Origin of the sequence: Phenylobacterium sp. LjRoot97 (assembly GCF_964254345.1) — a bacterium.
GTDB lineage: Bacteria > Pseudomonadota > Alphaproteobacteria > Caulobacterales > Caulobacteraceae > Phenylobacterium.
This window is the reverse complement of record NZ_CAXUTH020000001.1, coordinates 1,823,059-1,849,235: the sequence shown is the minus strand read 5'-3', so window position 1 is coordinate 1,849,235 and position 26,177 is coordinate 1,823,059. Positions and strand designations below refer to the sequence as shown.

The window sequence follows — 26,177 nt, the reverse complement described above, 5'->3', positions numbered from 1 at the left end:
GAGGCGCCTGCCGATGCCAAGATCGGTCAGGCCCTCAGCAGCACCACTGCGAAGCTCGGGGCGGAGCTTTCCCAGCTCCGCTCCAGCTTCCAGCCGGCCTCTGAGGCCAGCGCGGCGAAGCCGTCCATCGTGAACTTGTACGAGTTCTCGGTGTGGATGCTCTCTCCCGCCGCGAAGCGGAACGATCGCCCCGCAACGCTCACGAACTGGTCGCGCTCGCTGACCAGATGCATCTCGATCCGGCCCTGATCGGCGTTCCACACCGCCTGATGGCGGAAGGCCGACAGATCGAAATCCCCGTCCAGTTCGCGGTTGATCCGCGCCAGCAGGTTCAGGTTGAACGCTGCGGTCACGCCCTGTGCGTCGTCATAGGCCGCGGTCAGGGTGGCCTCGTCCTTGGCCAGGTCGATGCCGACCAGGAACCGGGCGTCTTCGCCCAGCAGCCGACGCGCGCCTGACAGGAAGGCGACGACCTCGTCGGGCGTGAAGTTGCCGACGGTCGAACCGGGGAAGTAGCCGACCCGCGGATGGCCCGCCGCGTCGGGCAGCGCCAGCGCCTTCGTGAAGTCCTCGACCAGCGGCGCGACCGTCAGCTTCGGATAGTCCCGACCGATCGCCGCCGCCGCCGCGTCCAGCGCCGAGGCGCTGATGTCGATCGGCGCATAGACCGCCAGCTGCGGCGCGGCGTCCAGCAGCAGCCGGGTCTTCGTGCTCGCCCCGCTGCCGAACTCGACCAGGCTGGCGCCAGCCGGGATCGCCGCGGCCATCTCGCCCGCCCGCGCATGCATCAACGCCAGTTCGGTGCGGGTTGGATAGTACTCCGGCAGCTCGGTGATCGCCTCGAACAGGTCAGATCCCGTCGCGTCGTAGAAGTACTTGGCCGGCAGCGCCTTCTGCGGCTTGGACAGGCCAGCGACCACGTCGCGCGCGAACTCGCCGTCGGGCGCGCCCTGCGCCGGCTGCGGAACCCCGTCCCAGGCCAGCCGCACGCCGGAGAACATCCAGCGCTGCTGCGGATAGAAGAAGTTGCGATAGCTGGCCCGCACATGTCCGGTCGGCGTCGCGCAGCAGCCGCCGCGCAGCACCATCTGGCCGATCATGAACTTGCCGTTGTACTCGCCGACCGCCCCGCCCGCCGGACGGAAGCCCGGATAGGGCGAATAGGCGCTGCGGGTCCATTCCCAGACGTCGCCGAACATCTGGCGCAGGCCCGGCGCGGACTTGGCCGCCGCCGGCCCGAACTGCAGTTGCTCGCGCATGTTGCCGCTCGCCGCCAGGCCCTGTGCGGCGTGCTCCCACTCGGCCTCGGTGGGCAGCCGCGCCCCGGCCCAGGTGGCGTAGGCGTCGGCCTCGAAGAAGCTGACATGGGTGACCGGCGCATGCGGAGCGATCGCCCGGCGCCCTTGCAGGGTCATGGCCAGCCAGCCGCGTTCGCCCTGCTCCCAGTAGAGCGGCGCTTCCCAGCCCTCGGCCTGGACCTGCGCCCAGCCTTCCGACAGCCAGAGCTCGGGACGGCGGTAGCCGCCGTCGGCGATGAAGGCCAGCCACTCGCCGTTGGTCACCAGCCGGTCGGCCAGTCGGTAGGGCTGCAGATAGACCTTGTGCCGCGGGCCTTCGTTGTCGAACGCGAAGCCCTCGCCGTCGTGGCCGATCTCGACCACCCCGCCCTCGTAGGCGACCTCGCCCGCCGGGCCGGGATCGCGCCCGACCGGCAGGGCCGGCGCCGGCACATAGGCCGGCTTCAGCGGCGACTGCGCGAACAGGTGCAGCACGTCCATCAGGATCAGCTCCTGATGCTGCTCCTCGTGCGCCAGACCCAGCTCGACGAGTTCGGCCATGCCCTCGAACGGCGCGGCCAGCAGCCGGCCCATCGCCTCGTCGACATGCGCGCGATAGGCCAGCACCTGGGTCAGCGACGGGCGGGTCAGCAGCCCGCGCTGCGGACGCGGCTGCCGCGGTCCCAGCGCCTCGTAGTACGAGTTGAACAGATAGCCGAAGGCCGGATCGAACGGCCGGTAGCCCGGCAGGTGCGGGACCAGCAGGAAGGTCTCGAAGAACCAGGTCGTGTGCGCCAGGTGCCATTTCACCGGGCTGGCGTCCGGCATCGACTGGGCGGTCTGGTCTTCGGCCGACAGGTGCGCCGTCAACGCCAGGCTGGCGTCACGCACCTTGCGATAGGGGTCGGGCGCGCCCCGCGCCCGTGCGGCCCGGGCTGGCGCTGGAGCGAGTCCAGCCTTGTCGAATGACGCCATCGTCCCGCTCCACTCTGCTTTAGATTGTGCCGGAATTCGCCATGCCCGGCGAAGCCGTGCTCGCCTCGCCAAACGTCGGACCTGGAACGCAGTTCCTTGCATTTGGGGGCTCGGGACGATCCCGCAACCCGGAACGGTTGCCCCAAGGACGCGTTGAGTTGCCACGAAAAGTGCGAGGCCCGCGAGGGGAACGGGCGTTTCGAGGACAGCATGGGCGGTGACACCGAGTGGCGCAACGAGGTGGTGGCGATGATCCCCGCTCTGCGCGCCTTCGCATGGTCGCTCAGCCACAATGGGTCCGACGCTGACGATCTGGTGCAGGACACCCTGATCAAGGCCTGGTCCAACCGCGACAAGTTCGAGCCGGGCACCAACCTGCGCGCCTGGCTGTTCACGATCCTGCGCAACACCTACTACACTCAGGTGATCCGCCGCCGGCGCGAGGTCCGCGACGAGACCGGCGAGTACGCCAACAACATGCGCACCCCGCCGACCCAGGACTGGAGCATCGCCATGCGCGCGCTCCAGGCGGGCCTCGCCCAACTGCCCGACGAGCACCGCGAGGCGCTGATCCTGGTCGGCGCCGCCGGCCTCTCCTACGAGGAGGCGGCCGAGATTTGCGGCTGCGCGCTTGGCACCATCAAGAGCCGCGTCAACCGCGCCCGCGCCCGCCTGCTCAAGATCATGGACGCCGAAGAAGCCTCCGACGTCATGGCCCTCGACCACGCCGAGGCCCACCGGGCCTAGTCGCAGAATGCGCCGCCGCTACTATGCCGGGCGACTCGTTTCGCCTGGAGTATCCATGTCCCGTTCCCTGCCCGCCGCCGCGCTTGCGCTGTCCGTCCTGATCGCCGCGCCGGCGCTCGCCGCGCCCAAGGACGACGCGGCCAGGATCGTCGCCAGCCCGGCCTTCAAGGCGGCCGCCGCGGTGCTCGACCGCGAGCATGACCGCACCGTGCAGGACATCATCACCCTGACCGAGATCCCCGCCCCGCCCTTCAAGGAAGAGGCGCGCGGCAAGGCCTACAAGGCGATGCTGGAAGCCCACGGCCTGACCGACGTCGAGATCGACGCCGAGGGCAACGTCATGGGCCTGCGCAAGGGGACCCAGCCCGGCCCGCTGGTGGTGGTCTCGGCCCACCTCGACACCGTCTTCCCCGAAGGCACCGACGTGAAGGTCCGCCGCGAGGGGACCAAGCTGTTCGCGCCCGGCGTCGCCGACGACACCCACAACCTGGCGGTCCTGCTGGCCTGGATCCGCGCCCTCGACGCGGCCAAGATCAAGACCAAGAGCGACATCCTGTTTGTCGGCACGGTCGGCGAAGAAGGGGCCGGCGACCTGCGCGGCGTCCGCTACTTCTTCAACCAGGGCAAGTACAAGGACCGCACCAAGGCGTTCTTCTCGGTCGACGGCCTCGACCCCAGCGGCATCACCCACGTCGGGGTCGGCTCCAAGCGCTACCGCGTGACCTTCAGCGGCCCCGGCGGCCACAGCTACGGCTCGTTCGGCATCGTCAATCCGATGGCGGCCATGGGCAAGGCGATCGCCGACTTCTACGAGGTCCAGGTCCCGACCAATCCGAAGGTCACCTACTCGGCCTCGGTCACCGGCGGCGGCACGTCGGTCAACGCCATTCCCAACAAGGTCTTCACCGAGTTCGACATGCGCTCGGCCGACGCCGGCGAGCTGGCCAAGCTCGACACGCGCTTCAAAGAGATCATGCAGGCCGCCGTCGAACACGAGAACAAGGCCCGCTCGACCCGCGTCGGCGCGGTCAGCATCGAGATCAAGCCGATCGGCGACCGCCCCGCCGGCCAGACCGCCAAGGACACCGGCCTCGTCGCCGGGACCGCCGCGGCCATCACCGCGCTTGGCTACACGCCGCAGTACGACGCCTCCTCCACCGACGCCAACGCCCCGATGGCGCTGGGCATTCCGGCCATCACCATCGGCGGCGGCGGCTCGGGCGGCCGCGCCCACTCGCTCGACGAATGGATCGACGTGGAGAAGTCGAACAGCGTCCGCGGCATGAGCGTCGGCCTCGCCGCCGTCCTCGTCGCCGCCGGGATGAACTAGCGGGACCGCCCGGTCGACCCCTGGGGCGGCCGGGACCTTAGCGGCCGAACACCGCCAGCAGGCCCTTCAGCCAGCTCATCAGCCCCTCCCAGAGGCCGGCCAGCCACGACGTCGGCGTGGCCGGCTTCTCGGGAACGAACCAGCTCGGCGCGGCCGGCGGGGCGCAGTTCATGTTCATGCCCACGCCCTTCAGGTAGCCGCGCCGCACGCCGCCGGCCTTGATCGCCGCCTCCACCGCCTTGCGGTGGCGGTCGGCGCCGCTCAGCTTGCGCACCCAGCCGCGGAACGGCAGCAGGTCCTGGGTCTCGCCGCGCACCTCGGCCACGGCCGCCGCCTTGGCCTGCGCTCCCAGCTTCTGCATCCGGGTGCGCTCGTCGGGCGACGGCGCCTCGTCCAGGTCCGGCCCCAGCACCGCGTCCAGCCGGCCGATCTCGGCGGCGATCGCCTCGCAGCGGGTCAGTTCGGCCGCCTCGTAAGGGTCGGCGACCGCCCGCAGCAGCACGTCCGGGATCTGCGCCTGCTTGAGGTTCAGGTCCTCGAGCGGCGCGGTCACCGCCCCGCGGAAGCCCTCGTCCGCCTGGGTCGTGCCGCGGTCGACCGCCGCCGCGGGGCTCGCCGCCAGCATCGCCGCAGCGCTCAGCCAGATCAGTCTCGTCGTCATCGCCCCAACCTAGTGCGTACGAGCGCTTTCGCGCTGCGGCGTTTCGCGCGCCGCCGCGCGCAGCCATCGCCCGAGTCGACCGGCGCGGCGACGGAACACCCCTCCGGCCCCGTCGTTTCTGAATGACCAGGGAGACACGGAGGAGAAGGTCCATGCCCAATCGCCAGACCCCGCCCGACCAACCGCGACCGCCCCGGCGACGCGGCGGCGAGCCCCCGCAGGAGGGTCCGGAACAGCGCAGCTTCGGCGAGGAAGGCCGCTTCTCCTCGGATCAGGCCCGCTACTACGGCGCCGACACCCGCTCGTTCGACGCCTTCGGCGCACACCGTCCCAGCGACGAGCGCCCCGACTGGCGGCGCGGCCGCTACGAGACCGGCCGCGACAGCGCCCCGGATGTGCCCTTCGACGAGGCCGACGCCCTGGCCCGCGGCTACTACAGCCTCGACGCGCCCCACGGCGGCCAGGAGTACGGCATCGAGCCGCACGGCTATCGCCAATCCATCGTCCGTCGCCGGGCCCGGCCGCAGGCCGCAGCGCCCACCGAAGCCGAGCGCGCGCCCTACGGCGACCAGCCGCTGGATCCGCGCGACCTCGGGGTCCGTCAGTTCGGCCCGCCGGCCGACTACGCCTATCACCCGGGCGCCGAGACCGAGTTCGAACTGGAGTATCTCGACTGGCGCGAAGCCCGACTCGCCGCCCATGATCGCGACTACGCGGCCTGGCGCGAGGCCCAGCAGCGCAAGTACGACGCCGAGTACCGCACGTTCCGCGGCGAGTGGCAGGCGCGCTTCGATCGCGGCTTCGCCGAGTGGCGCAACCTGCAGGACGCTCAGGACCCCCTCAGCGCCCCGGCCAGCGAAGGCGCGGCCCCGCCCGACGATCGCGTCTGAACTCGCCCCATACGCGATCAGTTCGCGGCTTACGCGAAACGACGTTCACAGAACGTCATTTGCGATCCCCCTACGGCCTCGAATAGTCCTATCGGCCAGATGACTCGCCTCCCCGAAACCCATACTAGCGCTAGGGAAAATTGATCGGGCGGCGCGAGGCGGCCGCCAGGGGGTGCGTTATGCGTGTGGTCGTGGTGAGCAGACAGCCGCTTTGGCGGGACGCGCTGAGCGCCCTGGTGGCGGCCCAGCTCCCCGCCGACCAGGTGGTGTCGCTCGACGACGTCTCGCAGCTTGCGGCCGTTTCTCCGCATGCCGACGACCTGATCCTGCTCGATCCACCGGCCCAGACCGATCCCGGCGAATGGATCGAGCGCCACACCGAGCACCTCACCACCGGACGCCTCGTGCTGTTGCCGCCGCACAAGAACGTCCGCTGGGCCAAGATCGCCTACGCTCGCGGCTTCCGCGCCCTGGTGCCCAAGGACACCGCGTCGGAGCTGATGGTCGCGGTGCTGCGGCTGGTCGTGGTCGGCGGCGAGTACTTCCCCTGCTTCGAGGAACTCGGCGCCATCCCGGACCCGACGCCCGGCCATGGGCCACGCCTGTCGCCGCGCCAGATCGAGGTGCTGCGCGAGCTCGAGCGCGGCCGCACCAACAAGGAGATCGCCGAACAGCTCGGCATCGCCATCGCCACGGTGAAGCTGCATGTCCAGGCGATCCTCAGCGCCACCGGCGCGCGCAACCGCACTGAGGTGGTCAGCCGCATGGCCTCCGGCCAGACCCGGCCGCCGAACTAGCCGTTCAGCCAGTCAAATATAGTTCCAACGCACTATTTAGATTACGCACCCGACTATACTTCTCTATTACTTTTGATATTCGTCATTTTAGGACATCGTTAACAACAACTCGTTCAGCGTCACGCCCAATACAACGGGGGCCTGACATGTCTACATCTGCGCAGCTCGGTGAACGACTAAGCTTCATGCGTATGGACGACCTCGCCTGCGAGAGTCTCCGCGATATCAAACCCATCATCATGAGCGCCCTGCCCGGCGCCCTTGATACCTTCTACGGCCAGGTCGCCGAGCGCCCGGAGACCCGGGCCTTCTTCTCGGGCGCCAGCCACATCGGCTCGGCCAAGCGCCGGCAGATCGACCACTGGGAGACGATCTCCAGCGGCCGGTTCGACGACGGCTACGTCTCCGCCGTCACCACGGTCGGCGAGACCCACGCCCGCATCGGGCTGGAGCCGCGCTGGTACATCGGCGGCTACGCCCTGGTGCTCGAGGCGCTGATCGCATCGGTCACCGCCGCCCGCTGGCCGCGCGGCGGGATGCTGCGCCGCGGCCCGTCGCCGGAAAAGGTCTCCGCCGAGCTCGGGGCCCTGGCCAAGGCGACCTTGCTCGACATGGACTATGCGATCTCGGTCTATCTCGCCGCCGCCGACGCCGCGCGGCGCGAGGCCGAGACCCAGGTGCTGGCGGTCGAGCGCGCGGCCATCGTGCAGACCATCGGCGCGGGAATGACCGCCCTCGCCGAGGGCGATCTCGGCTACCGGATCGAGACCGAGCTCGCCGCCGAGTACGCCCAGATGCGCGAGGACTTCAACGCCGCCCTGGTCAGGCTGGAGGACGCCGTCGCCTCGGTGGCCGGAAACGCCGCCGCGGTCGACGCCGGGGCCGACGAGCTGGCCCGGGCCTCCGACGACCTCTCGCGCCGCACCGAACGACAGGCCGCCGCCCTCGAGGAGACCGCCGCGGCGCTCGATCAGATCACCGCCACGGTGAAGGCCACCGCCGACGGCGCGCGCCAGGCCGGCGAGGTCGTCGCCGCCGCCAAGGCCCAGGCCGAGCTCTCCGCCACGGTCGTCGAGCGCGCCGTCGGGGCCATGGGCCAGATCGAGCATTCGTCCGGCCAGATCGGCCGCATCATCGGCGTGATCGACGAGATCGCCTTCCAGACCAACCTGCTGGCGCTCAACGCCGGGGTCGAGGCCGCCCGCGCCGGCGAGGCCGGCCGCGGCTTTGCGGTCGTCGCCTCCGAGGTCCGGGCCCTGGCCCAGCGCTCGGCCGACGCCGCGCGTGAGATCAAGGACCTGATCGGGGCCTCGGCCGGGCACGTCGACGAAGGCGTCGGCCTGGTGCGCGAGACCGGCGCGGTCCTGCAGGCCATCGCCGCCAAGGTCGGCGAGATCGACGAGGTGGTCGCCGGCATCGCCGCCTCGACGCAAGAACAGGCCTCGGGGCTGGCCCAGATCAACACCGCCGTGAACCAGATGGACCAGGGCCTGCAGCAGAACGCCGCCATGGTCGAACAGGCGGCCGCCGCCACCCGCGCCCTGCGCGGCGAGGCGGCCGAACTCACCAGCATGGTCGGCCGGTTCCGGCTCTCGGGGCAGGAGCCGCGCGGCGACGCCGGGCCCGTCGCGGCCCTGACCCGGTCCCTGGCCACGGCGGTCTCCGGCGGCCGGCTGGCCCATGGTTGAGGACCGCCTCGAACGCGTGCAGCGGCTGGCCAACGCCGGCGCTTGGGAGTGGACCGCCGCCAGCGGCGCGCTCTGCTGCAGCGAGCCGGCCCTGCGCCTGCTCGGCCTGCCGCCCGGCGCCTGCACCGCCGACGAGGCCCTGGCGCGGATCCCGGCCGACGATCGCCGCCGGGTCGAGGACGCCGTCCAGCGGGCGCTCGACACCGGCTGCGCCTACGCCCTCGACCATCGCGTCAAGCTGCCTGACGGCGCCGTGCGGGTGCTGCGCCACCAGGGCGCGCCGCGCTTCGCCCCCGACGGCGCAGCCATCGGCCTGGCCGGCGCGCTGCAGGACGTCACGCCGCTGCGCGCCGCCGAGGCCGCCTCCCACCGCAGCCAGCAGATGCTGGCCGGCATGCTGAAGATCTCGCCCGAGGCGATCGTCGTCGCCGACTCGGAAGCCCGGATCATCCTGTTCAGCGCCGGGGCCGAGGCGATGTTCGGCTACAGCGCCGAGGAGGCGCTCGGCCGCAGCGTCGAAGACCTCATGCCGCCCCGCTTCCGCGAGCGTCATCAGCAGGCCGTCTATCGCTTCGCCTCCGGCACACGGCCCAGCCTGCGGATGCACGAGCGCGCCGAGATCCTTGGCCTGCGGCGCAATGGCGAGGAGTTCCCGGCCGAAGCCTCCCTCGCCCGCCTGGAGACCCCGGCGGGCACGGCCTTCACCACCATCGTCCGCGACCTCTCCGAACGAAAGGCGGCCGAGACCCGCCTCGTCCAGGCGCTCGAGGAGGCCGAGGAGGCCAGCCGCGCCAAGTCCACCTTCCTGGCCAATATGAGCCACGAGATCCGCACCCCGCTGAACGGGGTGCTCGGCGTCGCCGGCGCGCTGGCGCGAACCGAACTTGCCGAGACCCAGCGCGAGATGGTCCAGCTCATCGAGACCTCCGGCCGCGCCCTGCAGGACCTGCTCAGCGACATCCTCGACCTCGCCAAGGTGGACGCCGGCCGCATGTGCATCCGTGACGACCCCTTCGACCTGGCCGAGATGGTCCGCGCCGTCTTCGCCCTGTTCCAGGCCAGCGCCGCCGAGAAGTCCATCGGCTTCAGCCTGGAGATGGACCGCGAGGTCTGCGACCGCTTCCACGGCGATGACCTGCGCATCCGTCAGGTGCTGTCGAACCTGCTCTCCAACGCCGTGAAGTTCACCGCCCGCGGCGAGGTGCGCCTCAAGGTGCTGTCGCGCGGGCTGGCCGGCGACGTCCGCCGCGTGCGCTTCGTGGTCGAGGACACAGGCGTCGGCTTCCCGACAGAGGTCGCCGAGGCGCTATTCGACCGCTTCGAGCAGGCCGACTCCTCGATCACCCGCCAGTTCGGCGGCACGGGCCTGGGCCTAGCCATCTCCCGCTCGCTGGTCGAGTTGATGGACGGCGAGATCGTCGCCGCCTCCAGCCCCGGCGAGGGCGCGACCTTCGCCTTCGAGCTGCCGCTGCGCCGCGTCTCCCGCGACGCCGCCGCGCCGCCGCCCGCACCCAGCCAGGCGCCGAGGCCGGGCGACCGCACCGTCCGCGTCCTGCTGGCCGAGGACCACCCGACCAACCGCCGCGTCGTCGAGCTGATCCTCGGCGGGCTGCCGGTCGACCTAACCTGCGTGGAAAACGGCCAGCAGGCGGTCGAGGCCGCCGCCGAGCGGACCTACGACCTGATCCTCATGGACATGCAGATGCCGGTGATGGACGGGGTCACCGCCGTCAGCCGCATCCGCGCCGCCCGCCCGCTGCGCCTCGGCCCGCGCATCTGCATACTGACCGCCAACGCCATGCCCGAGCACCGCGAAGCTTCGCATCGCGCCGGCGCCGACGCCTTCCTGGTCAAGCCGCTCGACGCCGCCGAACTCATCGCCGAAGTCATGGAAGCCCGCGACGCGCCGCCCGAACCGCTGGCCTAATCGTCGGTGTGAGGAGCCCCCACATCGGCCCGCTCCCTGACACGGAGGGAGCGGACCCCGACCCCCTTCCAGGTGTGGATGAGGGGGATAGAGGGCCGGTGCGCGACTCGGGGGGATGCCGCGCCCGCCGACGATCCCGCCCCGCTGCCCCAAGGTCAAGCTGGTTGGCGTTGATAGCGTCCGCGACCTGTGCGCAAGACTGGCGGCCCGCGCAGCAGGAGCCTGGCGACGCATGGATTCGGCCGAGACGAGCAACGCCGCCACGGCCGAGCGCATCCTCGACTCCGCCCGCGTCCGGCTCGCCGCCGGCGGCTTTCGCGACCTGACCCTGCGCCCGCTCGCCGAGGCCAGCGGCTCGACCGTCGCGGCCCTCACCTACCATTTCGGCACCAAGGGGGCGCTGATCGAACGGCTGGTCCTGGCCGAGCGTCACGCCGACGCGGCCCGCCACGCCGCCTTCCTGGCCCGCTTCGCCGGCCTGCCGCGCCTGGCGCCCACCGCGCTCGCCGCCCTGCTCGAACAGTATCTGGACGCGGCCGCCGGCCCCGAGCGGGTGACCAGCCTGATCTGGTGCGAGCTGCTGCTGGCCGCGGTCGGCGACGAGGAAGCGCGCGAACTGGTCGCCCCCTGGATATCCGAGCGCCGCGCCTTCTGGCTGGCGCTGCTTGACGGCCGCATCGACGATCCCCACGCCTGGGCCCGCGCCTGCATGGGCTACGTCACCGACGAGACCGCTCATGGCCTGGCCCAACCGGACAGCCCCGACTATCGCCTCATGCGCTCCATGACCCTCGAGCGGCTGGCCGGGCGCGGCGCCGGCCTTGGCCTGTCCGATCCTGAATTCTTCGAGGCCGTCGTCCGCCGGCTCGACCCGGCGCTCGAACTTCCGGGCCCGGCCTCGCAGGCGCCCTATGCCGGGCGCGCGCTGGAGATCGCCCTGGCCGCCGGCGAGGTGATCGTCGCCCGCGGCGCCGAGGGGGTGACCCACCGCGCCGTCGGCGAGCGCGCCAAGGCCCCGGCCTCGTCCGTCGCCTATCACTTCCGCACCCGCCTGGACCTGCTGCGCGCCGGCCTGACGGTCATCTACCTCGTCGCCCAGGGGCGGCTGACGCCGCGCCAGGACCAGGCCGAGATCGAAGCCTTCGTCGCCCGCGGCACGGTGTCGGTGGCCCTGGCCGCGGCCCGCGAGCCGGAACTGGCCCCCTATGCGGTCGACCTGCGCCGGCTGCGCGGCGAGAACCTGCGCCGGCGCGTGTCCCAGCGGCTGGGCCGCGACCTCGACCTCTGCACCGCCCAGAGCGCTTCGATCGCCCGGCTGGGCGCCACCCTGCTGGCCCGCGCCGAAGGCGTCCCGCCGCCCGCAAGCGCCGAGCTCGTGAACTGGGTGCTCGGACTCCCGAACTGAACATTTGTTCTGTTGAGTGACAATCAGCGCCTGAACGCGTCGTAAATATTTCGCACAACTGTTTTCCCGAGAAGCTCTGAGACCCCCTAGAAGGCCGGCGTCCGAGCCACAGGGGATCACAGATGCTCAAGACCGCGCACGCCCGCCGCCATACGCTGCGGGCGCTTCTGGCCATCGGCGCCAGCGCCATCGCAACTGAACAAGCGTTCGCCCAGGCCGCCGCCTCCGACCCGCTGGCGGTCGAGGAAGTGGTCGTCACCGCCCAGAAACGCGAGCAGAAGCTGAAGGACGTGCCGATCTCGATCGCCGCCTTCGGCGCGGCCAATATCGAGCAGCAGAACTTCACCGACTTCGAGCGGCTCTCAACCCGAACCCCGGGCTTCTTCGTTCAGCAGCAGACCGACTCGGCCGCGAGCTTCGTCATGCGCGGCATCGAGGCCGGCAACGCCGGCGCCGTCGCCGAGCCGAGCATCTCGTTCTTCCTCAACGACGTCGACACCAGCCGCTCGCGCGGCATGCTCAAGGAGCTGTTCGACATCGAGCGCGTCGAGGTCGCCAAGGGCCCGCAGGGCACGCTCTACGGGCGCGGCTCGCAGATCGGCGCCGTCGCCGTCGTCACCCGCCGCCCCGACCTGTCGCGCCCGGGCTGGTCGGTCGAGGGCCAGTACGGCTCCTACAACCTCTACAGCCTGACCGGCACAGCCAACCTGCCGATCATCGAGGACGAGCTTGGCCTGCGCGTCTCGGTCCGCCGCCGCGAGCGCGAGGGCTACATGACCAACATCGCCGGCGGCAAGAAGCTGAACGACGACGACCTCTGGGCCGCCCGCGCCTCGCTGCGCTGGGCGCCGAGCGAGGACCTGACCTTCGACCTGATCCTCGACCACCAGGCCGACAACGACGCCGCCGCCGCGACCAAGGCCATCAACATCGCCTCGCCCGGCGGCGACACCGGCTGGTTCAGCGACGCCGGCCAGAACCGCTATCAGCCGCCGCAGAAGCGCCGCCAGACCGGCGCGACCCTGCTGGCCGACTGGGACCTCGCCGAGGGCTGGAACCTCAAGTCGATCAGCGCCTGGCGCGAGGTGGACTTCGCCGAGTCCTGGGACGTCGACGGCACCACCTACGAATTCCTGATCGGCCGCAACAACGTCGACGACCAGAGCATCCTCAGCCAGGAGTTCCGTCTGGCCTACGACCAGGGCGGTCCGTTCCGCGCCGTCGGCGGGGTCAGCTTCTACAAGGACAAGACCTTCAATCAGTCGGAGTTCGTGATCAACGAACAGCTGCTGCTGGCCGGCTTCCCACGCAACACCACCCCGGTCACCCGCTTCCCGGTGCCCGGAACCAGCCTGGTGCTGCCGGTCACCACCGGCAACTCGACGCTCTCCAACACCCGCAACAACCGCGAAAGCTGGTCGGCCTACATCAATGGCGGCTACGACATCACCGACCGCCTGGTGCTGGACGCCGGCGTACGCGTCACCCACGACGAGGCGACGGTCCGCAACTCCTCGCTGGTCACCACGGTCGACGGCGTGCGCCCGATCGCCCTGCCCAACGGGCTCTCGAACTCGCTGGGCCAGGAGTTCTCCAACAGCCGCGACTACGACATGGTCCAGCCGCGGATCGCGCTGACCTACCGCCTCACCGACCAGGTCAACATCTATGCCGGCGCCTCGCGCGGCCTGAAGGCCGGCTATCCCCAGACCACCTTCGGCGCGCCGGTCAACGGCCAGCCGACCCCGACCTTCAGCGAGGTGAAGACCGAGGAGGTGGTCAACTTCGAGGTCGGCGCCAAGGGCACGTTCATGGACCGCCTCTACTTCGAGGCGGCCGCCTTCACCTACGACTACAACGACTTCCAGACCCGCGCCGTCGACCTGACCCTCGGCGTGGTCAACGCCGGCAAGGCCTCGGCCTGGGGCGTGGAAATGAACGGCGGCCTGAAGGTCACCCCCGAACTCACCCTGTCGGGCGCCTACGCCTACCTGCACACCCAGTACGACGAGTTCCGCGAGGTGGTCGGCGGCCAGCCGGTCGACCGCTCGGGCAACGTCTTCCGCATGGCCCCCGAGCACACGGTCTCGCTCAGCGCCGACTACCGCCGCCCAGTGTTCGGCGACTGGGACGGCTTCGCCAACGCCAACTACGCCTGGCGCTCGAAGTACTATCTCAACAACGACAACCTCGAGAGCGAGATGCAGAAGGCCTTCGGCCTGGTCGACCTGCGCCTGGGGCTGGAGAGCGCCGACGGCGTGTTGCTGGAAGCCTACGCCGAGAACCTGCTGGACCAGGACTGGGTCCGCGACGTCGGCAACGGCGGCAAGTTCTTCGGCGTCCCGACCTCGATCCGCGCCAACCCGCGCATGGTCGGCGTCCGCGTCCGCATCACCCGCTAGTTCGAGAGCCCCCATGAAGACGCTGATGACCAGCCTCGCCGCCCTGGCGTTCGCCTCGACCGCCGCGGCGGCCCCGGGCGACGACCTGAGGCTCAACCAGATCCAGGTGGTCGGCACCCACAACAGCTACAGCCAGCCGGCCGACCCTCGCGTGTTCGCGGTGATGAAGCCGCTGATCCAGCCGACCCTGGACGGGATGATGAAGATGATGCCGCCGGCCATGGCCGCGCGCTTCGCCGACGAGCATCCCAATCCGCTCGGCGCCGACCTGCAGGCGGGCCTGGAATACGTCCACCCGCCGGTCGAGATGCAGCTGCGCGCCGGCCTGCGCAGCCTGGAGTTCGACCTCAACGTCGACCACGAGGGCGGCCGGTTCTGCGATCCCCTCGCCTACCGGCTGCTGCGCGAGAAAGGCGCCAAGGACCTCGCCCCGCTCTATTCCGACGCGCTGAAGGAGCCGGGCCTCAAGACCCTGCACGCCGCCGACCTCGACTTCCGCAGCAGCTGCCCGACCTTCCGCCTGTGCCTGCAGCAGATGCGCGCCTGGTCGGACGCCAATCCCGGCCACTCGCCGGTGTTCGTGCTGCTGGAGCCGAAGTTCAACAGCCTGGCCGGGTTTGCGCCCGGCGCGACCAAGCTGATCCCGTTCGACGCCAAGGCCTTCGCCGAGATGGACGCCTCGATCGGCGAGATCATCGGCCGCGACAAGGTGGTCGCCCCCGACGACCTGCGCGGCCGGCACGCGACCCTGGAAAAGGCCGCCCTGGCCGGGGCCTGGCCGACGGTGGGTCAGGCGCGCGGGAAGTTCGTGTTCCTGATGATCGTGCCCGGCATGAACCTGACCGCCTTCAAGCCCTACCTCGACGGCCATCCCAACCTCGAAGGCCGGCTGGCCTTCGTGCAGGGCGAGCCCGGTATGGCCCACGCGGCCTTCACCATGGTCGACAACGCCCTGACCCGCGGCGCCGAGATCAAGGACCTGGTGAAAAGCGGCCGGCTGGTCCGCTCGCGCAGCGACATCGACACCTACGAGGCGCGCCAGAACGACACCGCCCGCCGTGACGCCACCCTGGCCAGCGGCGCCCAGATCGTCTCCACCGACTATCCGTGGGCACCGAACATCTTCGGCAACGCCTACGCCGTCGCCCCGTTCGAGGGCGGCTTCCGCTGCAACCCGGTGAGCGGCGCCTGCCCCGAGGCGCCCGCCCGCTGAGGAGCGGCCGCTGGTCCTCCCCCCGGGGGCCAGCGGCTGCTCACGCCCGCAGGCTCGCCTCGACCAGCTCGCGAACCTCGTGCAGGTCGCGGACGACGAGAACCCCGAGCGCGCGGATCTCGTCCGTCGGCGCCATCAGATCGGGCGCCATCACGGTCATCATCCCGGCCGCCGCCGCCGACCGGACGCCGATGTGCGAGTCTTCGAGCGCCAGGCACAGCCGCGGCTCGGCGCCCAGCCGCTCGGCCGCCTTCAGAAATGGATCGGGCGCCGGCTTGCCCGCCTCGTAGTCGCCACGACAGACGATCGTTTCGAAACGGCCCGTCAGGCCGTTCGCGGCCAGGTGGCGCTCGACGCTCGCCCGCGACGACGACGTGGCGATCGCCCGCGGCAGGCCGGTCTGATCCAGCAGCTCCAGCAACTCCAGCACGCCCGGCTTCATGGCCGGCCTGCCCTCGGCGACCCGCCAGAAATGCCGCCGCCAACTGCCGTGGAAGTCCTCGAACCGAAAGTCCGCGCCAAGGTGCGCGCGGAACAGCTCCCCGCATTGCGAGCGCCGCACGCCGATCGACCCGTCATAGACCGCGCCCGGAACCTCGAACCCGGCCTCGGCGGCCGCCGCCAGCAGCCCCTCCTGCCAGAGCGCCTCGGTGTCGAACAGCAAGCCGTCCATGTCGAAGACCACGGCGCTCGGCCGAAAAGGCAAGGTCATGTCTAGGAGGCCGCCGCAACGATCTCGGCGCGCACTGCAGCTTCATCCGCGTCAGGGTGAAGCTCCATGTAGCGCTCGACGGCCTGGTCGACGGTGTAGCCGACGTCCTGCCACTTGAACGACGCGTAGTACAGCCGCGACGGCGTGTAGTCCGCCATACTGTTGATACGAAGCGTTCGCATCACTGCGCCTCCGGAGAGTTCCAGCCGGTTTGACGGACCAGTTTATAGAGAGCGTGCACTATGTCATCTGTGCCGCCCAAAGCGTCCTCTTCGACTTTACCTCTTCGGATCGCGACATGACGAAAGACCACCGCATCGGCTACTCGCCGACCAAATTGTACGTCAACGGCCTCCGCATGACGTACGACTACAATGTTGACGGCGCCGTTGAAGACTACATGGGCATGCACCCCGACGCCGATGAGGCGGCGGTTCGCGCTGAGATCGAAGACTTTGAGCTTCGCGGCGTTCAGGACCGGAACTTCTGACGCCGAGGCGCATGGACCGAGGCGACCACGTTGGACGATTTTTCAGAAAGATGGCGGTGACGCAGGGATTCGAACCCTGGATACGCTTTCACGTATGACGATTTAGCAAACCGTTGCCTTCAGCCACTCGGCCACGTCACCAGTCCGACCGGACTCGCACGGGGTGCGCTCCAAATCGGGTCGCATTCCATAGCGAAACCGGGCGCCGGGAGCAACGGGGGCGCGGAAAAGAAAAACGCCGCAGGCCGACGATCACGCGTCGCTCGCCAAAATGTGCGGCGCGCCGCCGGTTTCATCGCTTAAGGTTAAGCGACGGGAGGCTGGCGACGAGCGTGAACGGTTCACTGCACGAGCGACTGGACGCCAAGATCGGCGAGCTGCGGGCCGCCGGCGTGGCGATCACGCGAATCGACGCCAGTCCCCAGGCCATCGAGCAGCTGTTCGTCGGCAAGGGCGAGAGCGCCATCCTGTTCGACGCCGATCCGGCCCGCGACACCGCCTGGTACGGCGACGTCGAACTGCAAGCCAGCGCCGAGCCGGGCGCGCGGCTGCTGGTGGTCGGCGCCGAGGGCCCCCAAAACATCGAGATCTAGAACATCGAGATCTGACGGCACGAGGCTTGCTGCGCGGTCCTTAAGTGGAACACTCGCGCACCAAAACGAGCCCATCGTCCCAGTGCGCGCGCCGGCGCCTTACGCGCCGGCAAGGCGGGGGAGCGCGCCATCGCCGGCGCGCTCCCCTCGCCATCCTGACATCAGGACGGGGTCTTGGCGTAGCGGCGCGCGCCTCGGGCCGCGTCCAGGCACTCCGCATAGGTGTCCAGCAGCCACTTGCGGCTGGCCAGCTTGTCCTTGCCGCCGCGCGTCAGGGCCACGCCTTCGAGGTCGGCGACCCGCTCCAGCAGCTGGTAGGCGACGTGCTCGGCGGTGTTCTCCACCGCCCGCGAAATCGGTAGATCGATCATGGCGCTATCGGGCTTCCTGACGGATATTGGACGCGCCCCCCAGTCACGCTTCGGCTCAACGCGCGGGCGGCGGTACTGTTGCATCACCCGGTGTTCACTCCCTCCCAAACCCCTTCCCGGGATGAGATGATCATGCGCCCGCTCCTGCTCCCCCTGCTGGCCCTCGCGCTCGCCGCCTGCGACGCGCCCGAGGCGGCCGCCGCCGACCCCAGCGCCAGCCCGGAGCTGCTGGCGCGGCTGCCCGACGGGCGAAAGCTGAACTTCCGCTGCGCCGGGACCGGCGCCCCGACCGTGCTGCTCGAAGGCGGCTACGCGGCGGATTCGCTCGGCTGGGGCAAGGTCAAGGCCGCGCTGGCCAAGTCCTATCGCGTCTGCAGCTACGATCGCGCCGGCGCCGGCTTCTCCGATGCCGGCCCACTGCCGCGCGACGGCGCGGCCATCGCTCGCGATCTCGAGCGCGGCCTGACCGCCGCGCGCATCGACGGGCCCTACATCGTCGTCGGCCACTCGGCCGGGGCGCTCTACATGCGGCTGTTTTCCAACCGCCGGCCGCAGGACGTGGTCGGCATGGTGCTGGTCGATCCATCGGTCGAGCACCAGGACCGCCGGTTCGCGGCGATGTTCGGCGAAGGCGCGGCCGGCCTCGGGCCGCTGCGGGCGCGCGCCGCCCAGTGCCTGGCCGCCGCCGAGGCCAAGACCCTGCCCGCGACCGAGCCGCCGCTCGACCGGTGCACGCCCCCCGCCCGCCCCGGCCAGGATCCGGCCGCCGCCGCCGCGCGCCGGGCCGAAGCGCTGCGCCCGTCGACCTGGCGGGCGCGGATCTCCGAACTCGACACGCTCTGGGGCGCCACCTCCGACCAGCTCGACGCCGGCCGGCAGAGCTACGGCGACCTCCCGCTGATCGTGCTCACCGCCGACGGGACCTACGCGGCCGCGCCCGAGGCCGCGCGCCAGCCGCTGGCCAGCCTTTGGTGGGGCCTGCACCGCGAACTCGCGCGCCGTTCGAGCCGCGGGATCAGCCGCGTGATCGAGGGCAGCTCGCACATGATGATGACGGACCGCCCTGACGCCATCGTTGCGGCGGTCGACGAAGTCGCCTCTCAGGCGAATATGCTTAAGCGCAGGTGAACAATTCACCCACAGGTTGTTCGCCCTTACCAAGCATCTTGTAGTGTGAATGACAGTTGTTGCAGCGCACTCCCACCCCCGTGTCTGAGTCAGTCGACTTTCTGTTCGTAGGCGGGGTGCTTTACGGATGCGAATAGTTTACAGATGTCGTTACAGAACGCGTGTACGTTAACTGCTCACACAGAGGCCGTGTGGCAGTGTGCTTCCCCGTCATCGCGATAAACCGGTCCCTGATGTCTTTCGCCGCCCCGTTCAAGCCCAGCTCGTTGGCTGACCGCCGTGCACGCCGTCAGGCCGATTCCGACGCCGCCGCCGCCGCGTGGGCCGATCCCGGCCGCGACCGTCGCGGCCCGCTGCGCCCCGACAAGCTGACCCCGACCCGGCTGCGGATGTCGGGCCGGCTGCTCACCCGCTTCTTCCAGGCCGGCGACGCCCTGGCGCTGATCCTCGGCAGCCTGATCGCCGTGGCCCTGACCCATGGCGCCAGCGTGCTGCTGATCTACGGCGCGGCCACCGTCGCCACCTTCGCCAGCCTGCGCCTGTTCGACTGCTACAAGTTCGGCCGCCGCGAAGACCTCGCCATGCATCTGATGCGGGTCACCGTGGCCTTCGCCGTCGCGGTGGCGATGTGCTTCGCCATTCTCACCCATTTCGTCGGCGCGATCATGCTGACCGCCTCGCTCGGGGTCTGGACGCCGATGGCGTTCCTCTGCGTGGCGGCCGCCCACGGCCTCTGGTGGGCCAACGTCAAGCGCTGGCGCTCCAATGGCCGGCTGACGCCCAACCTGGTGATCGTCGGGGCCACCGGCGCCGCCGACCGCCTGATCGCCGCCATTCTGGAAACCCGCGAGGCTCACGTCCTCGGCGTGTTCGACGACCGCGCCGAACGCACGCCCGCGGGCCTGCACCGCGTGCCGCTGCTGGGCGGCACCGACGAGCTGCTGGCCCACCGGATCATGCCGTTCGTCGACCGCATCGTGATCACCGTGCCGGCCCATGCCCGCGAGCGCGTGCACGCCCTGCTCGAGCGCCTGAAGGTGCTCCCCAACGAGATCACCCTGCTGCTGGACCGCGAGGGCCAGGCCGAGGAAGCCGACGCCATCGACCGGATCGCCAGCATCCCGCTGGCCCGCGTCTCGGGCGCCGAGATCGACCAGGGCAAGGCCCTGGCCAAGCGCGCCCAGGACCTGATCATCGGGGCCATCGCGCTGTTCGTCGCCACGCCGATCATGTTGCTGGTCGCCCTGGCCATCAAGATGGACAGCCCCGGCCCGGTGTTCTTCCGCCAGCGCCGCCACGGCTTCAACAACGAAGAGATCGTGGTCTGGAAGTTCCGCTCGATGCGCACCGAGGCCGCCGACGCCAAGGCCGCGCGCCAGATCAGCGCCGACGACGACCGCGTCACCAAGGTCGGCAAGTTCATCCGCAAGACCAGCCTCGACGAACTGCCGCAGCTGTTCAACGTGCTGACCGGCGAGATGTCCCTGGTCGGCCCGCGCCCCCACGCCATCGGCATGAAGACCGGCGCCGTCGAGAGCTCGCGCCTGGTCGCCGAATACGCCCACCGCCATCGCATGAAGCCGGGCATGACCGGCTGGGCCGCGATCAACGGTTCGCGCGGCGCGGTCGACACCCCGGAACTGGTCCGCCGCCGCGTGGCGCTGGACGTGGAGTACATCGAGCGCCAGTCCTTCTGGCTCGACCTCTACATCATGTTCATGACCGTCCCCTGCCTGCTGGGCGACTCCGAGACCGTCCGCTAGGGCCGCCGGCCCAGCTCACCCCCCCGCTCATCCCGGCGAAGGCCGGGACCCAAGCGGAGCTTCCGTGTCCACCAAGGTCTGAAGTGCTGCGCCTTGGCCTTCGCCGGGGTAAGCGAAAAATCCCACGCGCTTAACGGTTTGCAACCGGTCCTTGCGTCATCCTGCGCCTGAAGGCGGCGTCCTGCCGCCCTGTGCGCTTGGGAAGGAACCGGATGTTCTGGCGTGGCGTGGTCGGCTACCTGCCGGTCAATATCGTTCAGGGGCTGGTCGGCCTGCTGACGATCGTCACCTTCACGCGCCTGCTCTCGCCCAGCCAGTTCGGCGACTACGCCCTCGGCTTCACGGTGATGAGCCTCGTCCACACGGCGGTGTTCACCTGGAACGAGGCGGCGCTGGCCCGCTACTGGGCCGGCGAGGCTGACCGCGACGGCGGCCGCGACCTGGCCGCCACCGTCTATCGCACCTGGCTGGTGCTGCTCGGGGCCTTGCCGCTTGCCTGCGCCCTGGTGCTGGTCCTGCCGCTCAATCCCGGGCTGAAGTTCGCCACCCTTTGCGGCCTGCTCGCCGTCCTGCCGCGCACCTTCGCGCGCCTGGCCCAGGAGCGCCGCCGCGCCGCCGGCGAAGTGGCCGGCGCCGCCAACATCGATCTGGTCCAGACCCTCGGCGCCTTCGCGCTCGGCGCGGCCCTGGCCTTCGCCGGCCTGGGCGGCGCCGCACCGCTGATCGGCGTCGGCGTCGCGGCCACGGTCTGCGCGCTCTGGTGCTTCGCCTCCGAGTTCGGCAAGTCCGCCGGCGGCCGCTTCGAGCCGGCCCGGATGCGCCGCCACGCCGGCTACGGCGTCCCGGTCGCGCTGTCGCTGATCCTGGCCCTGGTGCTTTCCAGCACCGACCGCTTCCTGCTCGCCGCCTTCCTCGACGAGGCGGCGGTCGGCGTCTACCACGCCGGCTACAGCCTCGCGAACCGCACCCTCGACGTGGTGTTCATCTGGCTCGGCGCGGCCGGCGGCCCGGCCCTGATCATGGCCCTGGAGCGCGGCGGCAAGCAGGCCCTGATCCCGGCCGCGCGCGAACAGGCCTCGCTGATGCTGCTGCTCACCGTCCCGGCCGCCGTCGGCCTGGCGCTGGTCGCCGCGCCGCTCTCCCAGCTGATGGTCGGCCCGGCCCTGGCCCAGGGCGCGGCGCAGGTCACCCCCTGGATCGCCGCCAGCGGCCTGCTCGCGGGCCTCACCACCTACTACTTCCACCAAGCCTTCACGCTCGGCCAGCGCACGGTCTTCCTGCTGGCCGCCATGGCCCTGCCGGCGCTCGCCAACCTGGTCCTGAACCTGCTGCTGATCCCGCGGCTGGGCTTGCAGGGCGCACTGATCGCCACCCTGGCCAGCTACGCCCTCGGCCTCGCCGCCTCGGCCCTGCTCGGCCGCCGGCTGATGGCCCTGCCGGTGCCCTGGCTCACCCTCGCCCAGGCGCTCGGCGCCAGCGCGCTGATGGCGCTCGCCGTCAGCCGCATCCCCGCCCTCGGCGGCCTGCCCGAGCTCGCCGCCAAGGCCAGTCTCGGCGCCCTCGTCTACGGCCTGGCCGTCTACCTGATCGACGCCGGCGGCCTTCGCAGCCGCGCCGGCCAGGCCCTTCGCACCCTCCGCGCCCGGAACGCCGCATGACCCAGCAAGCCCTCATCGTCGACAATCCGGCCTGGTATCGCGGCGGCGCCAAGCTCTCGGTGCTGATCCCGTTCAAGGGCGACGACCCGATCCCGCTGCTGGCCGCCCTCTCGCGCGAAGCCGGCGTCGCCGCCGAAATCGTCATCCTCGACGACGGCAGCGACGACCAGAACCTCTCCTACGAGGTCGAGGCCGCCGTCGGTCTCCTGCCGCTGCCCGCCCGCTTCATCCGCCTGGCCCGCAACGAGGGCCGCTCCAAGGGCCGCAACCGCCTGGTCAGCCACGCCCGCGCCGGCCATTTCCTGTTCCTCGACAGCGACATGCTGCCCGACGACCCGAACTTCCTCGGCCGCTGGCTGGAGCTGATCGCCCGCGAGAACACCCCCGTCGCCTTCGGCGGCTTCTCGCTCAAGCAGGTCCCGCCGCGCCGCGACCAGGCCCTGCATCGAAGCATGGCCTCTCACAGCGACTGCCTGGACGCCGCCGTCCGCAGCCAGCACCCCGAAAAGCACGTCTTCACCTCCAACCTCCTGGTCCGCCGCGACGTCTTCGAGACCGAGGCCTTCGACGAGGGCTTCGCCGGCTGGGGCTGGGAGGACGTCGAGTGGGGCATGCGCGTCGCCCGCCGCTGGCCGATCCTGCACCTCGACAACACCGCCACGCACCTGGGCCTCGACACCGCCCGGACCATGGCCGCCAAGTACGAGCAGTCGGCCGCCAACTTCGCCCGCGTGGTCGCCGCCCATCCGGCCGTGGTCAGCGGCTATCCGAGCTATCGGGTCGCCAAGGCGCTGAAGCGCGCCCCGTTGCGCGGCCTCTGGCGGCCGATGCTCAAGCAGTACGCCCTGGCCGAATCCGCCCCGCTCGGCAGCCGCGCCCTGGCCATGCGGCTCTACCGCGCCGCGCTCTACGCCGAGGCCGTCTGATGTCCTACGAGGGCGCCTACAAGGCCGACTCTTCGCTCAAGGGAAAGCTTCGCCGCCGCCTGGCGCGCCTGGCCCATCGCCGCCCGCTGGCCGCCGCGCCGGGCCGCCCGATGTTGTCGATCAGCTTCGACGACGCCCCGCTCACCGCCTGCGCGGCCGGCGCGCAGATCCTCGAGGCCCGCGGCCTGCGCGGAACCTACTACGTCTCGGCGGGCCTGGCCGGCCAGGACGCGCCGATGGGCGTCTGCGGCCAGGAGGCCGACTATCGCCGTCTCGCCGCCGCCGGCCACGAACTCGGCTGCCACACCTTCTCGCACCTCGACTGCGGCCGCGCCTCGGGCGAAGCCGCCGCCGCCGAGGCCGACCATAACGCGCAGGTCCTGGCCGCCTGGGGCGCCGGCTCGCTGGAAAGCTTCGCCTATCCCTATGGCGACGTCGCCGCCGGCCCCAAGCAGGCCCTGGCCCATCGCTATGCCACCCTGCGCGGCCTGCACCACGGCGTCATCGACAAGGGCGTCGACCTCAACCAGGCCCCGGCCGTCGGCATCGAAGGCCCGGACGGCGAAGCGGTCGCCCGCCGCTGGCTGCACGAAGCCAAGGCCCGCAAGGCCTGGCTGATCCTCTACACCCACGACGTCGCCGACGATCCTTCGCCCTGGGGCTGCACGCCCACGGCCCTCGCGACCCTCATCGACGAAGCCCAGGCCGCCGGCTTCGAGATCGACACCGTCGGCGCGGTAGCACGCCGCCTCACCACCGCTCATCCCGGCGAAAGCCGGGACCCCATCTGAGGTAAGTTCAGGCGAAAGCTTCGCCGCGGGCCGCGCATAGCACCGCCCAGGTTCTGCTGGATATGCGCAAGCGCCCGACCTCCGGCTCGCCGAACACCAGTTGCGTCATTCGATGCCCCTCCGGCCCTTCGACGCGAACGTCATGCCAGGGCACGACGAACGGCGGACGAAGCCAGACGGACACCATCAGGCCCCGCTCGCACGCCCTGAGCGTCAACGTGCCCCAGCACGTCCAGAACCATCCGAACTCGCCGGACAGGAAGGACTGGCTGCGGAGAATCCGCTCGGCGCCGGCCGGATAGGTCCGCGCCAGCCGCGCCAGCCCTGACACCCACCCTTCAGCGAAATAGAAGGCGGCCGCGGCGAGCGCCACGAGCAGCACCCAGACCAGCCAGCTCATGGAGCCAACGCAGCATAGCACCTCCACCAGCCCCCTACTCCCGCACTTCCCGATCGGGCCAGACCAGCTTGGTCGCCACCATCACGAACATCATCCAGCGGAAGTCGTGGAACGTCACCGCGATGCTCTCGGTCAGCGTCATCAGCGTGTAGACGATCAGGAACGGCACCGCGAAGTACGCGCCCTTGTCGCGGAACAACGCCACCACCGCCAGCATCAGGGTCTGCACGTACATCAGCGCGAACGCCGCCAGCCCGAACACGCCCAGCCCGATCCACTGCTCGATCCAGGCGCTGTGAGCGTGGATCGGGGTGAAGCCGGCGCTCTTGACGATGTGGGACATCGGGCTCCAGGCGCCCTTCGACTCCCAGATCACCCCATAGCCGTAGCCGGTCCACGGCCGCAGCCGGATCTGCGCCATGGCCGCGTCCCAGATCTTGGTCCGCCCGGTCAGGGTCGCGTCCTTGCCCAGCACCTCGAAGAACAGGTCGGCGGCGAACAGGAACAGCCCGGCGATCATCGCCACGGCCAGCGCCGCCAGCCAGATGGTCGCCACCCCCGAAGCCGGGTGGCGGCGGATCAGCGCCACGAAGGCGATGCCGCCCAGGCCCAGCATCAGCGAGACCAGCGAGGTCTTCGAGGTCGACATCAGCACCAGCAGCAGCGCCAACCCCGCGAACGGCAGCCACACCACCGCCCGCCGCGGGTTCAGCACCGCCGCGGCGGTCAGCACGATGAAGCCCAGCGCCATGATCCCGCCCAGAGCGTTCTTCTCGGGCCAGACGCCGCGCCAGGCGCCCGGGAACAGCTCGCTCATCACCCCGATCGACGGGACCGCCACCGAGACGGCGATCGCCACCAGCGTCAGGAAGGCGAATGCGGCGGCCAGGATCTCCAGCAGGCTGGCCCAGCGATGGCGCGCGGCCAGCACCACCCCGCCCAGGGTCGTGAAGCAGAGCGCCACCACCCGCGTCAGGGTCTTGTCCGGCGCGATCGACCACAGCGTCGAGGCCAGGCAGATCGCCAGCAGCGCCAGCAGGAACGGCTGGCGCAGCAGGGCCAGCAGCGTCGCCCGCGGGCTCAGCAGCAGCAGCAGCGCCGCCACGCCATAGGCCGGCAGATAGAGCGCCCGGATCAGCCCGCTGGCGGCCGGATTGCCGGCGTCGCCCAGCAGCGGGAACACCCAGAACTGGCTGTAGATCAGGAAGATCCCGGCCGAACCGACCAGGGTCGCCAACCGCCAGGCGGTCAGGCGCGGCGCCGCCGGAGCCATCGCCCCGCCGCCGGCCAGGGCCTGGGTCACGGCAGCAGCGCCTTCATGAACTTCGGGACCTCGACGACGGCGCGATTGAAGAACAGGCCCGTCACCTGGCCGCCGGCCCCGACGATGGCGTCGCGCAGCTGGGCCGGGGCGCGCACGTCGGCCTGGTCGGCCGAGACCACCAGCACCGTCTGGTCCATGAAGGGAGCGAGCGCCAGCGCCGCGCGCGAGCGGTCGGGCGCAGGCCCGTCGACGATGATCACCTCGGCGAAGCGGCGCAGCGCGTTCCAGTAGTCGGCGGTCGGGACCAGCCGCACGCTCTGGCGGCCGACCAGCCGCTCGCGCTGGAACCGCGTCACCCACCAGCGGGCCGAGCCGACGCGGTGCGCGGCGAGGTATCCGCCGTCCGGCCAGATCTCCCCGTCGGCGGTCTGGGCCGGCGGCTCGACGGTGAAGAAGGCCGAGCCGTCGGGGCTGGCCTGCACCGGGCCGCTGAGCTCGCCATAGCGGCCGGTCTGCGCCGACAGCGCCGCGTGCTGGCCGGCGGTCACCAGGTCCAGGTCGACCAGCCACACCGAGCGGCCGGCCTTGCGCGCCGCATAGTGCGCCAGCTCGCGGGCGACGGTGGAGGCGCCCTCCCCGGTCCGGGCGGCGGTGATCTGGATGACGCGCGAGCGGCCGGCCGCAGGCGACCCAAGGGACGCCCACAGATCGGCCATCTCGGAACTCAGATCGACCATGCTCGAATCGCGCCGCCCAATTGCGCCCAGGC

At 70.7% G+C, this 26,177-nt stretch carries 24 protein-coding genes and 1 tRNA gene; 16 read left to right on the top strand and 9 right to left on the bottom strand.

From position 1 onward, the window contains the following. Positions 1-26: 26 nt before the first annotated feature. On the bottom strand, positions 27-2,252 hold the full coding sequence (gene egtB, locus ACSQ2H_RS09275) for an ergothioneine biosynthesis protein EgtB (protein ID WP_436061129.1): 2,226 nt from the start codon (positions 2,250-2,252) through the stop codon (positions 27-29). 210 nt (positions 2,253-2,462) lie between these two features. On the opposite strand from egtB, the gene ACSQ2H_RS09270 reads away from it, so the two are divergent. After that, the gene (locus ACSQ2H_RS09270) at positions 2,463-2,999 is read left to right on the top strand and encodes a sigma-70 family RNA polymerase sigma factor (protein ID WP_436061128.1); all 537 of its coding nucleotides are present in this window, start codon (positions 2,463-2,465) and stop codon (positions 2,997-2,999) included. A gap of 55 nt (positions 3,000-3,054) precedes the next feature. Then, positions 3,055-4,329 carry a M20/M25/M40 family metallo-hydrolase gene (locus tag ACSQ2H_RS09265; protein WP_436061127.1) on the top strand — a complete coding sequence of 425 codons (1,275 nt, stop codon included), beginning with the start codon at positions 3,055-3,057 and terminating at the stop codon, positions 4,327-4,329. Positions 4,330-4,366: 37 nt separating this feature from the next. On the opposite strand, the gene ACSQ2H_RS09260 is transcribed toward ACSQ2H_RS09265, so the two are convergent. Beyond that, the gene (locus ACSQ2H_RS09260; RefSeq protein ID WP_436061126.1) at positions 4,367-4,990 is read right to left on the bottom strand and encodes a hypothetical protein; all 624 of its coding nucleotides are present in this window, start codon (positions 4,988-4,990) and stop codon (positions 4,367-4,369) included. 152 nt (positions 4,991-5,142) lie between these two features. Here ACSQ2H_RS09260 and ACSQ2H_RS09255 point away from each other — a divergent pair, with 152 nt between their 5' ends. From ACSQ2H_RS09255 to ACSQ2H_RS09225, 7 genes are all read left to right on the top strand, one after another. Continuing rightward, complete coding sequence (locus tag ACSQ2H_RS09255; protein ID WP_436061125.1) at positions 5,143-5,880, top strand: hypothetical protein; 738 nt, start codon at positions 5,143-5,145, stop codon at positions 5,878-5,880. A 194-nt stretch (positions 5,881-6,074) separates the two neighbouring features. Continuing rightward, positions 6,075-6,677, top strand: a complete 603-nt coding sequence (locus ACSQ2H_RS09250) for a response regulator transcription factor (RefSeq protein ID WP_436061124.1) — start codon at positions 6,075-6,077, stop codon at positions 6,675-6,677. 185 nt (positions 6,678-6,862) lie between these two features. Next, entirely contained in the window at positions 6,863-8,365 is a 1,503-nt protein-coding gene (locus ACSQ2H_RS09245) for a methyl-accepting chemotaxis protein (RefSeq protein WP_436061123.1), read from the top strand. Continuing rightward, positions 8,358-10,292 (top strand): ATP-binding protein, encoded by a 1,935-nt coding sequence (locus tag ACSQ2H_RS09240; protein ID WP_436061122.1) that lies wholly within the window; start codon positions 8,358-8,360, stop codon positions 10,290-10,292. The genes ACSQ2H_RS09245 and ACSQ2H_RS09240 overlap by 8 nt, the downstream gene beginning before the upstream one ends. A 232-nt stretch (positions 10,293-10,524) precedes the next feature. Then, positions 10,525-11,697, top strand: coding sequence for a TetR family transcriptional regulator (locus ACSQ2H_RS09235; protein WP_436061121.1), 1,173 nt, complete (start codon positions 10,525-10,527; stop codon positions 11,695-11,697). Between the two features lie 122 nt (positions 11,698-11,819). Further along, positions 11,820-14,099 (top strand): TonB-dependent receptor, encoded by a 2,280-nt coding sequence (locus ACSQ2H_RS09230; RefSeq protein ID WP_436061120.1) that lies wholly within the window; start codon positions 11,820-11,822, stop codon positions 14,097-14,099. 13 nt (positions 14,100-14,112) lie between these two features. After that, entirely contained in the window at positions 14,113-15,312 is a 1,200-nt protein-coding gene (locus ACSQ2H_RS09225) for a Ca2+-dependent phosphoinositide-specific phospholipase C (RefSeq protein WP_436061119.1), read from the top strand. A gap of 40 nt (positions 15,313-15,352) precedes the next feature. On the opposite strand, the gene ACSQ2H_RS09220 is transcribed toward ACSQ2H_RS09225, so the two are convergent. Both ACSQ2H_RS09220 and ACSQ2H_RS09215 read right to left on the bottom strand, forming a co-directional pair. Next, entirely contained in the window at positions 15,353-16,024 is a 672-nt protein-coding gene (locus ACSQ2H_RS09220) for an HAD family hydrolase (RefSeq protein ID WP_436061118.1), read from the bottom strand. A gap of 2 nt (positions 16,025-16,026) precedes the next feature. After that, positions 16,027-16,206 (bottom strand): hypothetical protein, encoded by a 180-nt coding sequence (locus ACSQ2H_RS09215; protein WP_436061117.1) that lies wholly within the window; start codon positions 16,204-16,206, stop codon positions 16,027-16,029. Positions 16,207-16,259: 53 nt separating this feature from the next. Here ACSQ2H_RS09215 and ACSQ2H_RS09210 point away from each other — a divergent pair, with 53 nt between their 5' ends. Continuing rightward, positions 16,260-16,514, top strand: a complete 255-nt coding sequence (locus ACSQ2H_RS09210; RefSeq protein WP_436061116.1) for a hypothetical protein — start codon at positions 16,260-16,262, stop codon at positions 16,512-16,514. Positions 16,515-16,565: 51 nt separating this feature from the next. On the opposite strand, the gene ACSQ2H_RS09205 is transcribed toward ACSQ2H_RS09210, so the two are convergent. Continuing rightward, a tRNA-Ser gene (locus ACSQ2H_RS09205) sits at positions 16,566-16,655 on the bottom strand. A 191-nt stretch (positions 16,656-16,846) separates the two neighbouring features. Between ACSQ2H_RS09205 and ACSQ2H_RS09200 the strand changes: the two genes are divergently transcribed. After that, positions 16,847-17,107 (top strand): hypothetical protein, encoded by a 261-nt coding sequence (locus ACSQ2H_RS09200; RefSeq protein ID WP_436061115.1) that lies wholly within the window; start codon positions 16,847-16,849, stop codon positions 17,105-17,107. 161 nt (positions 17,108-17,268) lie between these two features. Here ACSQ2H_RS09200 and ACSQ2H_RS09195 read toward each other — a convergent pair whose 3' ends face one another. Next, complete coding sequence (locus tag ACSQ2H_RS09195; protein WP_436061114.1) at positions 17,269-17,478, bottom strand: hypothetical protein; 210 nt, start codon at positions 17,476-17,478, stop codon at positions 17,269-17,271. A 132-nt stretch (positions 17,479-17,610) separates the two neighbouring features. Here ACSQ2H_RS09195 and ACSQ2H_RS09190 point away from each other — a divergent pair, with 132 nt between their 5' ends. The 5 genes from ACSQ2H_RS09190 to hfsH all read left to right on the top strand — a co-directional run bounded on the left by ACSQ2H_RS09190 (position 17,611) and on the right by hfsH (position 23,744). After that, positions 17,611-18,606 (top strand): alpha/beta fold hydrolase, encoded by a 996-nt coding sequence (locus ACSQ2H_RS09190; protein WP_436061113.1) that lies wholly within the window; start codon positions 17,611-17,613, stop codon positions 18,604-18,606. A 233-nt stretch (positions 18,607-18,839) separates the two neighbouring features. Beyond that, positions 18,840-20,369, top strand: a complete 1,530-nt coding sequence (gene hfsE / locus ACSQ2H_RS09185; protein ID WP_436061112.1) for a polysaccharide biosynthesis protein HfsE — start codon at positions 18,840-18,842, stop codon at positions 20,367-20,369. 212 nt (positions 20,370-20,581) lie between these two features. Then, positions 20,582-22,027 carry a polysaccharide biosynthesis protein HfsF gene (hfsF, locus tag ACSQ2H_RS09180; protein WP_436061111.1) on the top strand — a complete coding sequence of 482 codons (1,446 nt, stop codon included), beginning with the start codon at positions 20,582-20,584 and terminating at the stop codon, positions 22,025-22,027. After that, positions 22,024-22,953 carry a polysaccharide biosynthesis protein HfsG gene (hfsG, locus tag ACSQ2H_RS09175; RefSeq protein ID WP_436061110.1) on the top strand — a complete coding sequence of 310 codons (930 nt, stop codon included), beginning with the start codon at positions 22,024-22,026 and terminating at the stop codon, positions 22,951-22,953. Before hfsF ends, hfsG begins: the two co-directional genes overlap by 4 nt. Continuing rightward, positions 22,953-23,744 carry an oligosaccharide deacetylase HfsH gene (hfsH, locus tag ACSQ2H_RS09170; RefSeq protein WP_436061109.1) on the top strand — a complete coding sequence of 264 codons (792 nt, stop codon included), beginning with the start codon at positions 22,953-22,955 and terminating at the stop codon, positions 23,742-23,744. Before hfsG ends, hfsH begins: the two co-directional genes overlap by 1 nt. 7 nt (positions 23,745-23,751) lie before the next feature. On the opposite strand, the gene ACSQ2H_RS09165 is transcribed toward hfsH, so the two are convergent. Genes ACSQ2H_RS09165 through ACSQ2H_RS09155 form a run of 3 tightly spaced genes read right to left on the bottom strand, consistent with a single transcriptional unit; the run spans position 23,752 to position 26,145 of the window. Beyond that, a complete protein-coding gene (locus tag ACSQ2H_RS09165) occupies positions 23,752-24,144 on the bottom strand; it encodes a hypothetical protein (protein ID WP_436061108.1) in 393 nt (130 codons plus the stop codon). Positions 24,145-24,178: 34 nt separating this feature from the next. Continuing rightward, positions 24,179-25,447: an O-antigen ligase family protein gene (locus ACSQ2H_RS09160; RefSeq protein WP_436061107.1), complete on the bottom strand. Its 1,269-nt coding sequence runs from the start codon at positions 25,445-25,447 to the stop codon at positions 24,179-24,181. Next, a complete protein-coding gene (locus ACSQ2H_RS09155; protein ID WP_436061106.1) occupies positions 25,444-26,145 on the bottom strand; it encodes a sugar kinase in 702 nt (233 codons plus the stop codon). Before ACSQ2H_RS09155 ends, ACSQ2H_RS09160 begins: the two co-directional genes overlap by 4 nt. Positions 26,146-26,177 lie beyond the last annotated feature (32 nt).